The 15,390-nt window shown below is 57.3% G+C and carries 7 protein-coding genes; 1 reads left to right on the plus strand and 6 read right to left on the minus strand.

Annotated features, from left to right (window positions below):
- Window positions 1–26: 26 nt before the first annotated feature.
- Window positions 27–1,661: a nucleoside hydrolase-like domain-containing protein gene (locus AB4Y89_RS02465; RefSeq protein WP_442299327.1), complete on the plus strand. Its 1,635-nt coding sequence runs from the start codon at window positions 27–29 to the stop codon at window positions 1,659–1,661.
- 177 nt (window positions 1,662–1,838) lie between these two features.
- On the opposite strand, the gene AB4Y89_RS02470 is transcribed toward AB4Y89_RS02465, so the two are convergent.
- From AB4Y89_RS02470 to AB4Y89_RS02495, 6 genes are all read right to left on the minus strand, one after another.
- Window positions 1,839–2,858, minus strand: coding sequence for an aldose epimerase family protein (locus AB4Y89_RS02470; RefSeq protein WP_442299328.1), 1,020 nt, complete (start codon window positions 2,856–2,858; stop codon window positions 1,839–1,841).
- A 517-nt stretch (window positions 2,859–3,375) separates the two neighbouring features.
- On the minus strand, window positions 3,376–4,398 hold the full coding sequence (locus tag AB4Y89_RS02475; RefSeq protein ID WP_442299329.1) for an alpha/beta fold hydrolase: 1,023 nt from the start codon (window positions 4,396–4,398) through the stop codon (window positions 3,376–3,378).
- Window positions 4,399–4,578: 180 nt separating this feature from the next.
- Entirely contained in the window at window positions 4,579–7,161 is a 2,583-nt protein-coding gene (locus tag AB4Y89_RS02480; RefSeq protein ID WP_442299330.1) for an AMP-binding protein, read from the minus strand.
- A gap of 150 nt (window positions 7,162–7,311) precedes the next feature.
- Entirely contained in the window at window positions 7,312–11,052 is a 3,741-nt protein-coding gene (locus AB4Y89_RS02485; protein WP_442299331.1) for an alpha-amylase family glycosyl hydrolase, read from the minus strand.
- A 542-nt stretch (window positions 11,053–11,594) separates the two neighbouring features.
- On the minus strand, window positions 11,595–12,182 hold the full coding sequence (locus AB4Y89_RS02490) for a hypothetical protein (RefSeq protein ID WP_442299332.1): 588 nt from the start codon (window positions 12,180–12,182) through the stop codon (window positions 11,595–11,597).
- Window positions 12,183–12,192: 10 nt separating this feature from the next.
- Window positions 12,193–15,390: beta strand repeat-containing protein (locus AB4Y89_RS02495; protein ID WP_442299333.1), on the minus strand; the 3,198-nt coding region annotated here is incomplete at its 5' end.

Genomic DNA, 15,390 nt, shown 5'->3' on the forward strand with positions numbered 1-15,390 from the left:
AAACGAACATCGAAGATCGAGGGATTATGAAGAATAGAAAGTTCTACCTGATGTTGTTGTTGGGCACTCTTGGAGTAGTGGACGCGTTGGCGCAACGGCCATCTACGTTCGCGAACAAGCCTCGCATCGTCATCACCGCGGACCCAGAACTGGATGACAACGACACGCTGATTCGCGCGATCCTCTATACAACTGACTTCAATGTGGAAGGGCTGGTCTACCAGGAGTCAACGTTTCACTGGAAGGGTGATGGCAAAGGGACGACGCAATTCCGTCCCGCATGGGGAGTAGCCCGCGCGAAGACGTGTCCAGAGGGCTGCACTACGTACAGATGGCCCTTCCCGGAGAAAGAGGCCTTCATCGACCATATCGTTGATGCGTACGCGAAGGTCTACAAGAACCTGAAAGTCCACAATCCGGAGTATCCGGATCCGGCGTTGCTGAAGTCCAAGATCAAGTGGGGCAACGTCGAGTTTGAGGCCGACTTTTCAAAGGACACTGATGGCTCGAATTTGATCAAGTCTCTTCTCATGGATGACAAACCGGGTCCGCTGTACGTTACGGCGCAAGGCGGGCAAAGCACGATTGCACGCGCCCTGCGCTCAATCTATATGGAATGTCACGATAAGCCACAGTGGCAGAGCGTGAGGGAAAAGATATCGCACAAGCTGGTGATTATTCCGTTCGGTGACCAGGACGGGACATATAACAGCTACATCAAGCCGAACTGGCCGGACGTAGCCGAGTGGTCGCTGGCGATGGTTGAATACGGCTATGGCATTCGAGGTTCACTCTCGCCAGAGAACATGGTCTATATCAGCGGTCCGTGGACAAGAGAGAATGTTCTCAATCAAGGACCTTTAGGGGCGTTGTATCGTGTGTGGCAGGACGGTGTCGTCATGGATCCGACCGACACCTTTGGATTCACTGCAGACAAACTGCGTGAAATGGGGCGTCAGGCTCAAGAGAAGGACTCGTTCATCAGCGAGGGAGACACTCCGACTTTCCTCAATCTCCTCAACAATGGTCTGCGAGCGCAGAATGGGCGTTGGGGCGGTTGGGGAGGAATCTGGCGGGATGGCGCTGGACCGATGCTGAACTTCATCCCGATTCAAGGGCCGTTGCCTCCGGATGATGCGGGCTTTGCCCCTGGACTCGCGGCGCAGGGTCAGAAGAATCCCAACGTACCCGATATTGCCAATGCCCCAGCACCACAGGCTCGGCCGCAAGGGATGAGGCGGTCGCCGCTGCCCCCTGAGGTTCTGGCATTGAATAATAGATTCTTTGCTGCCTCACAGAATGACTTCGCGGCTCGTCTGAAGTGGTCTGTCACACCTAATTTCAAGGACGCCAACCACGAACCAAAAGTGACCGTGAAGGGCCCGCTCGACCTCACTGCCAAAGCGGGGAGCGCCGTGGCCCTTCAAGGCGCCGCATCGGATCCTGATCACGACAGCGTCAAGGTGAAGTGGTGGCAGTACAAGGATGCGGGTTCCTATGCAGGCAATGTCCGGATTGACAGCCCGGAAGCGCTCAAAACCAATATCGTTATTCCTGCGGACGCGAAGGCTGGCGATACGATCCACGTCATTCTAGAAGGAACTGACAGCGGCACGCCGGCCCTGACACAGTACCAGCGCGTTGTGATTACCGTGCGGTAGGGCTCCCGGTTCATCTCTTCGCGCGGCAGGTTAGGCACCGCTGCGAGAAGGGATTGATCGTTTCTGTCCATGCCTCGCCTGAGCACACACTCCGCTCTGTTTAGGCGAGGCATCTTTATGACGATTCTTTGCCAGCCCTCTACTCGGTTTCATTCGCGTTCGGATTGCGAAGTAAATTCAATGCTTCGTATCAACTGTCGGGACATAAACCGTCTGGGAGCGGAATATCTGCCCTGGTCGCAGCGTAGTCGTTGGGAAGTTCTGCCGGTTTGGAGAATCGGGAAAATGTTGTGTCTCCAGGCAGAAGGCGGCTATGCCAGATCGTCGGGCTCCGGTCGGCGGAGCAGGGAAACGCGGGACGTAAAACTGCAAGCCGGGTTGATTCGTAATTACCTGCAGTGTCCGGCCGCTTTTCAGATCTTTGACTTCAGCATTTGGTGAACTGCGGCGATGGCTATTGAGAACGAAGTTCTGGTCGTAGCCACGCTCAGGAATTTTGTCCGCGATTGAGTGAGGGGTCGTGAAGTCGAAGGCCGTATCGTGCACGCTCTCGATTTGGCCAGTTGGAATGCTGGTTGCATCCACTGGCGTGTAGTGGGCCGCATCGATCCATGCAATGTCTTCGAAGACGGGTTCCTGGCCCGACGTCGACAGGTTGAAATACGCATGGTTGGTCAGGTTGACCACAGTGGTGCGGTCTGTGGTTGCGCGGTACTGTATCGAGAGTGCCGGTTTGCGGCGGTACCTCACCAGGGTGAAGGTCACCTGAACAGAGAGATTGCCGGGGAATCCCATATCGCCATCGGGTGACACAAGCGACATCTCCACACCATCTTTGACAATGCGGGGACTCCAGATCTTCTTGTCGAATCCTACGGTCCCTCCGTGGAGTGCGTTTCCATTGTTATTGATGGGGATGGTGTACTCCGTTCCATCGAGGGAGAAGCGGCCCTGTGCGATTCGATTTGCAAATCTTCCGGCAGTCGCTCCCATGACCGAGTTACGCGGCTCGAGATAACGTTCTAGGCTTGGAAAGCCAAGAACGATGTCTCCGGTCCGACCACTGCGATCGGGTACGCGTATCGCCACAATGCGCGCACCATAATTGGAGATCTGAACGGTTAGCGGTCCATCGCGCAACGTAAAGAGTTCGACGGGTTGCCCGTCTGGCAGATGCCCCCAGTTCTCGTTCGACACGACAACTTCTCCGGCCAAACGAGAGGTCCAGAAGAGGAGTGACAAGATGACTACGATAAGAGATTGAGAAATCCGGTAATAGCGAGGAATGGCAGCCTCCACACATGGGTATCGGTGGTTTTGCGATCCTGCCTAGCTTAGAGCATTTTTCCTGTTGCTGGGTATCCCGAGAGGAGCGTGCGGCGGCGTTTTCATTGCAGAAAACGCCCATAGATGCACAAGCCCTGCTCTACACCTACAGGAAAAATGCTCTATCTCTGAATCGAGATGTTTGAGGCTGTCATTGGCAGACAAGGAATAACGGCCACAAAAATATGGGAGTAGAAGTGCGCCGTAAGCTTTGAAAGCCAGGAACTAATCGCCAGACATCAAAAATGCAGTGCCGCCCATCCTCAAGTTGCATTACTCAGTCCTTGCCGGCTGTGTCGATGCGCTGGTCTCAGTTCGTCGATCAACCTACTGAAACAAAAAGGCCTTACAGGTAAAAGACCGGAAAAATACCTAAACAAGATTCGACTTAAGGGACAGAGGATTTCTGAGACACGCCATAGGAGCGTTGCAACGAGCTAACGACCAGGTCGGGCCGATCCAACTGTATCCAGTGGCCGCTTCTTTCCGCAATGATGTGCTCGCCTATGCTGGAGAGTGAAGCCAGCTTGCGATGCTCCCTTAGCTCTGACTCAGTTGCATTCTCGGCGGAAATCACGGTCAACGAAAGATGACCGAGCGATGTGTAGGGAATTTCAGTCACGCACCGAGTGAGTCGAGAAAGATACTGGGCCAGGGTCTCAAAACTCTGCGGACGCGACCAGTGTGCGCGGACCGCGGGCAACAGTTCGTGCGGCATCTTGCTGACCTCCGCCGTGACGCGCGCGATAACGCCCGCTCCGCCGCCACTTGCCATGCGTGCGATCCACTTCGGTAGCGTTCTCGCTCCTGCCGACAGCAATATCAGGGAAAAACGAACCACACCTGCTCGCGCCAGCCAGGCGCCGCGTCTCGACAACCTGGCGCCGAGTGCCAATCGTTCCTGGCCTTCGGGGGGCAGCGTGCTCCAATGCTCACAATCGATTGGATCCAGCAGCAGAAGTCCCGCCACACGATCGGGATTGCGATAACAGTACTCACGAGCAATCAAACTACCGAAGGAATGGGCAACCAGAATGAACGGTCCAGAGATGTCAAATGAGGCAAGCATCTTCTCGAATTCGGACACTAAATTGCCGATGGTGCGCGGGGTGTGGGCAGCCTCGCTCCACCCGAAACCTGCGCGGTCATAACTGATCACGCGCGTAAACTGCGCTAACTCCGATTGCACTGCTCTCCAGCTCAGCGAAGAAGTTGCGACACCCGCTTCCAGGATGATCGTGGGCGCGCCTTCACCTTCCGAATAGACATGGAGGCGGCTATCCTGCACCAGAACAAGCCTGCCCGGTGCAGGATAGAGCCGGCGATCAATCGCTGAACCTATCGCTTGAAAGAGTGCCCCAATAAGCAATATGGCCAAGGGCACTGATAGCGCCCAAAGTAGGATGGTCATTGTCACCCTCCTGCTCTAATTGTCATCCTGCTCTATGGGATGCAGTATGAATGAATCCCAAACGTCGGGAGCATGGTCCATTCAAGATGGAACTCCGTTCAGATAAGGTTTGTCCAACTTAACCAAAGGCAACCACGCGACACCGTCTGATCCTGGCAAGAGTGACGCCCGTGTGCAGATCTAATCTTCGGATCGTAACTGCCTTACGCTCGCCTGGAGCTTTGCGGTGAGTTGCGCGGGCTCTGCACCTTCCTCGATGACGACAGGCTCGCCTACGTGCACCTCCAGTTGTCCTGAGCGGAACCATCGAGTCTTGCCTCTACGCATTTCGCCCAGACCGATCAGCGCTACCGGCACAACGGGCACGCGCGACTGCTGCGCCAGCAGGCCGATTCCGGGCCTGAACGGTTGTAGCTCGCCGTCGGGACTCCGAGCCCCCTCGGGAAAGATCAGTACGGAGTAGCCTCGATCCATTGCTTCGCCTGCATGGGCAAAACTTTTCCGGAACCCACGCAGCCGCGGCAGAGGAAATACATTGAACAACGCAGTCACCAGCCAATACCCCGCTGGCGCGAGCAGATTCCGAAGTGTGCTCTGCTGGTTTCGCCCCCTCCGAAGGTTCAGAAGAACTTCAGCAGACATTGCAATTGCAACCCGTTGCCGCAGTCTGGCCGGTAGCGCATATAAGATCAGTACGCCATCGTAAGCGGTCACATGATTCGCAATCACCAGCACCGGCCCTGGCGGCAGCTCCGCCGCCTCACGTACTACTACGCGTGGTGCGGCGAGCAGCCATATCAGGGGACGCATCACGAGTTCGATAAAAGCAACGCGGACCGCATGGATCGGCCAAGCCCACGGCCACCGCGAAAGCGAAAGGGGAGATACATCGCGCTCGTTTGGGGACACTGTCTGAGGCAGGGACATAGCGGCGGGCACTTCACCGGGACTCACCGAAGCAGGACCGATCTCACCCGCGATATGAGCTGCCTTTACTTCAGGGGAAGTCCCTGCCTTCCGCTCCAGTAATGCCCGCAGATCGCCCAGCGTCTCCACTCCGGCAATCACATCATCCTCAAGCTCGAAGGCCCACCGGTGCTCAAGGGCCGATTGCAACTGCACACGACCCAGACTATCCAGGTGGAGGTCCTCCGACAGCCTTAGGTCGTCGCTGACACCTGCGACGGATTCGCCGGTAATCTCCGCAATCAGATTGAGTAGCGCATCGGCTTTTGCGGTGACGTCTGCGGTTCCACTGTGCCTGGAGTTCCAGAGTGTTGCACGAACCCACTCTGCCACCTCTCTGCGCAATAGCTTTCCCGTCGAAGTGTATGAGAACTGCGGATTAGGCCACCGCAATGCTCGTCGAATGTGTTGATACCCTGCCAGTTCGCGGTTTGCCTGGCCGACAAGTACGTTCAGGTCGGAATCACCCGCTGAAAGGAGCACGACTGCAACCGGCTCCGGGCCGCGGATGGTCTCATATGGCACCACGACGCATCCGCGTACTCCGGGCAGTTTCGTCATCGCCTCTTCGAGATCCGAGGGGTACACGTTCATCCCTGCACCGGTGACGATGACTTCTCCCTTTCTGCCAAGAAACCGCAGCTCGCCGGACTCATCCTTCGTCGCCAGATCGCCGGTTGCCAGCCACTCTGCCTGGCGCGGCCGCAATGCGCCTCCCTGCCACGTCGCTGTTGCCAGCATGTCTCCGCGCACAAGAATCTCGCCGTCGTCGCTGATGCGGACCTCACGACCTGGTAGAACTTTACCGATTGTTCCGTGTCCGATACGAAATGGATGATTGAGCGTCACAAGGGCGGTTGTCTCTGTCATGCCATAACCCTGAATCAGCGCGAAACCAAGCTTGTTCCAGAAATCTTCCAGATCGGCGGGTAATGTCGCTCCTCCAGAGATGGCCGCCCAGAACTTCCACCCGAAAGCGTGGTGCACCTGCCGGAAGCGCCACCATCGCTTCCAGACCGAGAGATCTTTTGCTCGTTCCAAGTCCAGTGCGAGCGAACCATAGTGCTCCAGCAGATGCAGCCGAAGTAGATGCAACACGCGCGGCACGGTGATCAGGACTGAGATGCGTTCACGATGTATCAGCTCGATCATCCGCGACGGCTCGAACTGTTCACCAAAGTGGAGCTCGGCCGCCAGCAGGGAAGGGATCCACATGCCCATGAACTGGCCGAAGACATGGCTCAGCGGCAGGGTGTGCAGAAACCGCAGTGGATGCACCCACCGCTCGTACTTCAGGTATTTGGCAATTTCAGCCTCGATGGGCTGCAGGCTCGTAAGAACATTGCGATGCGTAAGAACGATGCCCTTGGGCTCCGCAGTTGTGCCCGATGTAAAGATGATCTCAAAGGGTGTCTCTCCGTTGACGGCATCGCTCACCGCGAACATCGGCGTGGCGGGCAACTGCACATTTACTCCTGAGAACAACAATCGCGGAACATCGCTGTCCAGGGAAGCCGAGAGGCCGCGATCGCCCACGATAAGCTTCGGCGAAACATCTTTCACGACGCGGTTGGCGAACTCGGTCGAACCTGCCGCGTCCAATGGAACCGCGATCACTCCCCGCAGCAGACAGCCGAAGAAGACGCCCAGCCATTCCGCCGAGTTCTCACCCCAGAGCACAACCCGTTCGCCTGGGGCCATTCCGCGGCGCTCCAGTTCGGCAGCAAAGCGGCCGGCAAGCTCTGCGAGTTCACCATACGTCGTCGGATAGCGCCGATTGCCTCGATAAGCAACCACCGCGGTTTCCGCAGCGTGCTGGCGAAATTCCTCAACGAGGCTAGCCAGATGAAATCGCACCCCGCCATGATATCCGTCTCCCCCTTTGGAGAATGAAAAGCGATGTACTACCAGTTCGACGAGAGAGTGAAATGGCGCATCCTAGGCAGATCATGCCTCGGCTTCGGGTTTGTCGTTCCCGAGGAGCACATCAAGCCTGTAGCCCGCGGACGTTGCTGCCTCCAGGGCCTCCTTGATTGCCTTACTCAACTCCACGATTGCGCTGCGGTCTGGCACGGCCTTGCCGGCTAACTTACGCAGGACCGGCAACTGGAGCCACCAAATCAACTCCTCATAGGATTCTTTGACGAAATAGGTACGCCCGTTTGCCTCGTGTACGCCGGTTAGCCAGCGGACATCCGCGTCGTGCCACATGATTTGAGAGAGAGTCGGGGGAGCTTGCTTCTGCTGGCCTGGCGCTTTGGCCGGAGCAGCGCCTGTAGCGATTGCAGGTGTCGTTACGCTGTCAATCAACGCCGTCTCCACTCTTTCGGGTAGGGCCGTGGTGCTGGAGGTCTCGGGCGCGGTCACTTCAGCTTCAGCCAGCAGGGCAACCTTGATTCGAGCTGTCGCGCGCCAGCTTTCCTCCCCCTCGAATCCCAGTGCTGAGAAAGAATGTGCCAAAGGTTCCCTCAGACGTAATCGATCAAACAGATCGAGTGCCGCGCGCTCCGGTTTCTGAGCGTCAATCGATTCCGCGAGCAGTTCCAGGACACACCAGCTGAGCACTGGGCCCCAAATGGCGGTGGCTATCAATTCCGGGATCAGGCTAGGCAGTAATCGGCGGGCCCCGATGTTCCAAGGCGTAGGAAACAGGCTCTCGAGAGCTGGGATGTCCATCGCAGCGCGCACACGCTTGTGGAATTTCTCCGCGAGCAAGGCTGGATTCGTCGGTCTGACTGCGAGATGTTCCCCTGTGGGAGCGCGATATGCAAGCTGTGATTCGAGCAAGAACTCCTGGCTTCGTACCCATGCGGTCTCAAGGAATTCCTCCTTCTGCCGCTCGATATTCTTCTGTTTCTCCGAGCCTCTGGCCGCTTGCGGAAGTTCAGACAGCTCGGAGAGTGTTCGCACCAGCGCCGGGTCCAGCAGCCGGCGGAGGGCGTCGTGTGCTGGCCGCAAGGCCAGGTTGATTAGCTCATCTTCCAGATTGGCAACGCCGCGCCCATTTAGCTCGTCGCACAAGCGGTCCCATGGTTTGTCTGCGGTCGCACGCATCTCGCGCCAATCCAGAAAGACGTGGCATTGATAGGGGCGCAGTTCGATGCGCAGTCCGTGCTCCGCCGTATTCAGGGCGCGCCGCAGATACTCCAGCCCGGTCAGGGAATCGCGATATCTAAGTATGATCGCGGGATCGCCGCTCAGACCCAGACCATCCTTTAATCGTTGCTGGCGCAGTTGTCCCGAATGCTTGTCTGCGTAGGCTGCCGACCAGTCGACGGTCCCTTTTGTCGTGGAATAGCGGTTGTTGTAGAGTACCAGTCCGCGCTGGTCTCCCCGCCGATTCGAGTAAGCGAAGACGTTTTCGTCCACCGTGCCGTTGTCGTTGAAGAAATCATAGAGCAGGAAGTTGCTGCTCTCGGCAAAGAGTGCTCGCTGGTGCAGCAAGGGAGCTATTTCGCGCTCATGTCGTTCCACCAGCCAGTGGTTCGGAGTCTCGTCATACCGTGGTCTCCGATACTCCATGCCGTACTTCTCGGTGAACCCGTCTATCTGACCGTGACCGAACATCGGCAACCCCGGCAAGGTGGCCATCATCGCCGTAACTCCGAAGCACTTGTCGCCGTCGCCAAACTGATCAATGGTCGTCCGCTCGTCAGGATTGCTCATGAAATTTACGTAGCGCTTCATAATGTCTGGGTCGAACTCCAGCGTGTTCTTGAGCACCGACCGATATTTTGCGTTCTCCTCGTCACGCATCATGTTCATGAAGGCGCTGTTATAGACACGATGCATTCCCAGTGTTCGGACGAAGTAACCCTCCATCAGCCAGAAGGCTTCGGCGAGCAAAAGTGTTCCCGGAACCTCGGCAGCTACTCTGTCGACGACTTCCCGCCAAAACTCATGCGGCATATGAGCATTGAACTCGGCACTGGACATCCCGTATTCCGCGCGGGAGGGAATCGCTCCGCTGCTGCCAGGGCCGGGAAACCAGAGCCGGTGAAAGTGGCGCTTTGCCAGGGTCATCGCCGCGTCAAAGCGGATGACAGGGAACAGACGGGCCACATGCAGGATGGTCTGGATCACCTGTTCGCGCACTGCTGGGTTCAGGTAGTCCAGTTGGGCGGTATCGTTCCACGGGAAGCTCGTGCCATCATTGCCGTGATAGATGTACCTTGTCTCCCCCGATGCCCGGTCACGCCGCCGAAACACGACCGCCGCGTCCGTCTGCTCGTAGTAGTGGCTTTCGATCTTGATCTCCACACGCGGGTCATGCGACAGGTCAGGGCCATCGAAGTTGTAAGCAGGATAGGGGCTATCTTGCCGCGAGATGAACCAGTCCGGATGCTCTACGACCCATGGCGAATCGATACCCATATGGTTTGGCACCATATCGCTGGCCAAGCGGATGCCTCGCGCGTAGGCACGATTCCGCAGATTCACGTACGCGGGCTCTCCGCCCAGGTCCTCGGCGATGGCGTAATCGAAGAGTGAGTAAGCTGAAGCCACCGCGTCTGGATTTCCGCAGAGCTGCTTAATTGTTTGCGATGCCCGGCTGCGCTCCCAGATACCGATCAGCCACAGGGAGTTCATTCCGCGACGTGCCAGCGTGTCCAGTTCCTCGTCCGGAATCTGATCCAGTCGATGAATTGACCTCTGGTATCGCTTACTGAGCTGTGCGAGCCAGACGTAAGTGCTCTTGGCGATCAACACGGCGCCAGGCATCCAGGCCACGTCCGGGCTGAACTTTTCAGTTTCATGGACAGCATCGCCAAACTGCGGCACCTCTGAACGGCTGACCATCGAAGGCCATTGCTGCTGTCCGCTCTCCCTGCGTCGTTGCGCTGCCGCTGCTGCTGCGGCCTCCGCAGCGGCCCTGGCAGCCGCCTCGGCCGCCGCGTTCGGTGGATTGAATTGCAGCCAGATAGCCAGGTCTTCTTCCTGCAGGATCTCGCCTGCGATCGACAATAAGCGATCGAGGCTCTCCCCGAGCAGCCGCCTCCACTTTATCCGGATTAGATCAAGTTGCTCCCTCAGCGAGCCTGGAGCGGCAACCGCAGGCGCTCGCAACACGTCAAACAGGCTCTGCGGCTCGGAGTCTTCCATCGGCACAAGGGGGCGGGTCGCAAAATACGCCGGCAGCTTCTCCACGACGCTCCGATAGGCGGTTTGCTCCGCCAGGCTCTTGTCCTCGAACAACTCTTCGAATGGACGGAAGGCCTCGTTGCGGTTTGCCATCCAAAGCAGAATCATCTCTTCCAGCGCGACCGCCCGGTGGGGGATGCCATCGGTCGAGCCTGTAAGCCATTCCTTCGGGGTTTGCAGTCCGCGATAGACGCTGCTGCCCGGAAACTGCTCCACAAAGCTCAGCAGCATCCGGTCCAACGCATCCGATCCTATGTGCCCGGCGAACCAGGTGAGGGCATCTGTGATTGCGGCGGGATCAAACTCTTGCCGATAGCGCTCCAGGAGTACATGACTGGCCTCGTCAATCAAACCCATGGCGTAAATTGCTCCGGCATGCACGGCACGCTCCGGATGCTTCTGCACATCACGAACCTTATTCATCCGGTGCGCAAACTCACGGCTTGCCGACACATTCGCGAAGACTACGTTGCCCGTAAAGGAAAAGAGATTTCCAGCGAACTGGTAACGGTCTCGGGCGCCTCTCGAAATATGAAATTCCATCATCGCGAACTTGTCCCCACATCAAAATCTAGCACTCATCAATGCCCTGGTACCGAAACCCCCGGCTTAACCCCGAGATTAGCTCTAAAGAAATACGCAGGATCGTCCAGGTGAGTCAAGCAAGAATGCCATATCACCTACGCTTTCACCAACGAGCCGTTGATCGACTGAAAAAAGCTGGAGGCACCCGAGCGTTACGGGTACAGAGTTGATGTTGGCGTCCGAAGCGAATTTGGATATATTGAACTCCGCGACCCACCGATGGTAGCGATGTTGGCACTCTCCATAAGGATATGCGCCAATCTTTCCTGCCCGATCCACCTCCGGGTCGCCGACATGCCAATCACTTCCCTCATGGCGCGTTTACCACCCAATGGGTTCGGCGGGGATGCTTGATCATTAACTTGGTAGTAGACACACTTTGCCTGGGAGGGAAATGGCGCGCACGGTCGAATCTTGGATTCGAATCAGCATCCGATCCAATTTTGGGTTTTGCGTCACCGAGCAGAATCGATTGGCGTATACCTCATGGGCGATATCGCGATTTATTTCCGAGCTTGAAGGGAATGTGGTCGATTGTGCAGCGGGTTCGGGGCGATAGTTATTTCATTTTTGCAGCGCGATTCGACGCTCCAGGAATCGGTTCCAATACCAAGTTGTTTGTAAATCGATCTCGTCATTCGCGCCGAGTAATTGCTGCTCAAGCGTTCTATCTTCCTCGCGTTTCTATACTGAACAAACGAAAATGGAACGGCCTGCAGTATGAAGTGATTCTGGTCGTAAAGCATGAGGATGTGTTCACAGAGCAAAAACTTGTAGGAGAGCGAATCCGGATCGTTCGCGATGATGCGGTGTGGGATCGCATCGACACGATAGCGGAATGTCCCGCTATCCAGGCCAGGATCTGCAATCCATTCTGTCGTGAGGGTGAAGGTCGTCGGAGGCAGTTCCGTCAATTGAACAATATCTTTGCTGCCTCGCTTTTTAGCGCGTGCTAACTGAGCATTTTCAGTCCCTACTGAAAATGCGAAGAATCGCCAGTCAAGACCAAAAAGCAGCAAGAATGCAACAGCCAGGGCCAACCCTCTCCTGAGAACTTTTCCAAGCCATTGGCCGATGCGAGTGTTGTTCATAGGTCCTCCACTATTTCGGCAATCCGTATTGGAAGAGGATGGTTGATCCGTCATTTAGCCCAATCGAATAGACGTAGGTCTTCTGCGTTGAGAGCGGTTTAGTGCTTACGTTGAAGATCCATTGTTGAGCCGACGGATCCCATCTAAAGTTGGTGTCTGGTGTGGTGGAGGTAACGGCCTCTTCTACAGTCGTTGTCACCGTACCGCCGATAATTTGAACTAGATTGAAGCTCGTCACCACTCCCGAAGTTCCGATGGAGTGCCCGGTGCTGTCACATACCCTGAATTTCGCCGGAACTGTACTTCCTTGCTTGAACGTGCTGCTTCCGTCCGCATTGACCGGCTGCAGGATCGTGTGTCCGAGATCGCCCAGGCAAACACCTGTCGAATAGTTGACTTTGATGGAGACCGTTGCAGTCGCTGCGTTGTAGTTGATCGTTGAGGCAGCATCAACCCGTAGTTGGCGGGTTCCGACACCTAGAACCGTTCCCGCTGCCGGTGTGTACGTGAGTGCTCCAGGTGCGGTTCCACCCTGTACTCCGGTCACTGTGGCATTGAGCTGGGTGTTGCCCAGGCTTGTGCCAAAGACGATGGGCGCTGGTGCACTCCACGAGATCTGCTGGTTAGCCTTGGCGATCGTCGCTGTCGTCGTAGCTGTGGAATTTACAGTGTAGTTTCCAGCATCGACACCTGAGAGGGAAAGGCCCGCAGCAGTGACGGTCTTGCCTACGCCCGCATTGCTATCGCTAAACGTGGCCGTTCCTCCCGTATAGCTCGCTACATCGTTGGGGAGAATGCCGCTCAGCGTACGAGTGGCGATCGAAGCAGTGATCGTGCCGTCGTATGTTTTGTCCGACACGGTGATCGAACCGGCGATCGTCAAAGGACTAATAGTCCCACTCGCATTGTGGAAGACAACAGAGTAGTTATGTCCGCTGTTTCCGTCTGCGATGGCGATCGAGGGAAGCAGCGAACGATTTCCCACTTTTTTACTGTCGAAGACCTGAGAGTAAGTGGCGTTGTCTCCTGTTGCGAGCGATCCTGCCGTGATCGAAGGAGACTTCAATGAAGTGGTAGTTGCGTCATACGTTTTGCTGTCTGACACCCCTGTCACTTCGATTGCGCGTGCCGTTATGTCTGCAGTTGTCGATGCAGTGGTATTTCCCAAGGCATAGTTCTCGACGTCGGCGCCTGAGATGGAGATTCCGGTTATGGTCACTGTCTTCCCGGAGCCTGCATTCTGGTCGCTGAAAGTCGCACTTGTCCAGGCTTCGCTCAGCAGGTTCCCTTCGACGCGGTTATCGCTTAGAGTGACCGATGCCAAGGTCGTGCCATCGTATGTTTTGCTGGCTGACGTTGCTGTGACGGTCAGAGCGCGCTTGTTGATGGTGAACGCAGCCGTGCTGTAGGTGATGGTGTAGTTGTCCAGCACCGTAGCAGGGCTCAGCACCGCAGTGATGCTGTACGGCCCGCCGGTCACAGTCTCGCCCGCGGCGCGGCTGTAGGTTGCCGTCACTCCGTCCGAGGCCAGGAATCCGGTTAGGGTTCCGGTCAGTGCAGGGTCCGCCGTTCCGTAGGTCTTGTTTGCAGCGGTCGGCGTCACCGAGGCCACCGCCTTGTTGATGGCGAACTCCGCAGTGCAGTAGGTGATGGTGTAGTTACCCAGCACAGCGGCCGGGCTCAGTGCGGCGCTGATGGTGTACGGTCCACCGGCCACGGTCTCGCCCGCGGCACGGCTGTAGGTCGCCGTTACTCCGTCTCCAGCCAGGAAGCCGGCTAGGGTTCCGGTCAGTGCCGGGTCCGCCGTTCCGTAGGTCTTGCTGGCCGCGTTCGGCGTCACCGAGGCGACAGCCTTGTTGATGGTGAACTCCGCTGTGTTGTAGGTAATGATGTAGTTACTCAGCACAGACGCCGGGCTCAGCACGGCGCTGATGGTGTACGGTCCGCCGGCCACAGTCTCGCCTGCGGCACGGCTATAGGTCGCCGTCACGCTGTCGGCAGCCAGGAATCCGGTGAGTGTTCCCGTCAGTGCTGGGTCGGCCGTCCCATAGGTCTTGCTGGCAGCGTTCGGAGTCACCGCGGCTACGGCCTTGTTGATGGTGAACTCTGCGGTGTTGTAGGTGATGGCGTAGTTACCCAGCACAGCCACCGGGCTCAGCGCGGCACTGATGCTGTATGGTCCACCGGCGACGGTCTCACCAGCGGCACGGCTGTAGGTTGCAGTCACGCTGTCCGAAGCGAGGAAGCCGGTTAGGGTCCCAGTCAGAGCTGGATCCGTTGTTCCGTAAGTCTTGCTGGCTGCGTTCGGAGTCACCGAGGCCACCGCCTTGTTGATGGTGAACGCAGCGGTGTTGTAAGTGATGGTGTAGTTGTTCAGTACAGCAGCCGGGCTCAGCACGGCACTGATGCTGTACGGTCCACCGGCCACGGTCTCACCAGCCGTGCGGCTATAGACTGCAGTCACACTGTCGGCAGCCAGGAAGCCAGTCATGGTTCCCGTTAGAGCCGGATCCGCCGTTCCGTAGGTCTTGCTCGCAGCATTCGGAGTCACCGAGGCTACGGCCTTGTTGATGGTGAACGAAGCGGTGTTGTAGGTGATGGTGTAGTTGTTCAACACTGCAGCCGGACTCAGCGCCGCACTAATGGTGTACGGACCACCGGCCACCGTTTCACCAGCCGCACGACTATAGGCTGCGGTCACGCTGTCGGAAGCCAGGAAGCCGCTGAGCGTTCCCGTCAGGGCCGGATCCGCCGTTCCATAGGTCTTGCTCGCAGCGTTCGGGGTCACCGAGGCGACTGCCTTGTTGATGGTGAACTCTGCCGTGTTGTAGGCGATGGTGTAGTTGTTCAGCACCGCGGCTGGGCTCAGTGCGGCACTGATGGTGTATGGTCCACCGGCGACAGTCTCGCCCGCCGCACGACTATAGGCTGCGGTCACGCTGTCGGAAGCCAGGAAGCCGCTGAGCGTTCCCGTCAGGACTGGATCCGCCGTTCCATAGATTTTGCTCGCCGCGTTCGGAGTCACCGAAGCCACGGCCTTGTTGATGGTGAACGAAGCCGTGTTGTAGGTGATGGTGTAGTTGTTCAGCACTGCGGCGGGACTCAGCGCTGCGCTGATGCTGTATGGTCCACCGGCGACAGTCTCACCCGCAGCACGACTGTAGGCTGCGGTCACGCTGTCGGAAGCCAGGAAGCCAGTCAGGGTTCC

Source organism: Terriglobus sp. 2YAB30_2 (genome assembly GCF_052114765.1).
Classification (GTDB): domain Bacteria; phylum Acidobacteriota; class Terriglobia; order Terriglobales; family Acidobacteriaceae; genus Terriglobus.

What these genes read in the sequence shown, in the direction of transcription:
- AB4Y89_RS02475 (WP_442299329.1), bottom strand. Translation starts at nt 4,398, where the DNA reads ATGACCATCCTACTTTGGGCGCTATCAGTGCCCTTGGCCATATTGCTT.
- AB4Y89_RS02465 (WP_442299327.1), top strand. Translation starts at nt 27, where the DNA reads ATGAAGAATAGAAAGTTCTACCTGATGTTGTTGTTGGGCACTCTTGGA.
- AB4Y89_RS02485 (WP_442299331.1), bottom strand. Translation starts at nt 11,052, where the DNA reads ATGATGGAATTTCATATTTCGAGAGGCGCCCGAGACCGTTACCAGTTC.
- AB4Y89_RS02490 (WP_442299332.1), bottom strand. Translation starts at nt 12,182, where the DNA reads ATGAACAACACTCGCATCGGCCAATGGCTTGGAAAAGTTCTCAGGAGA.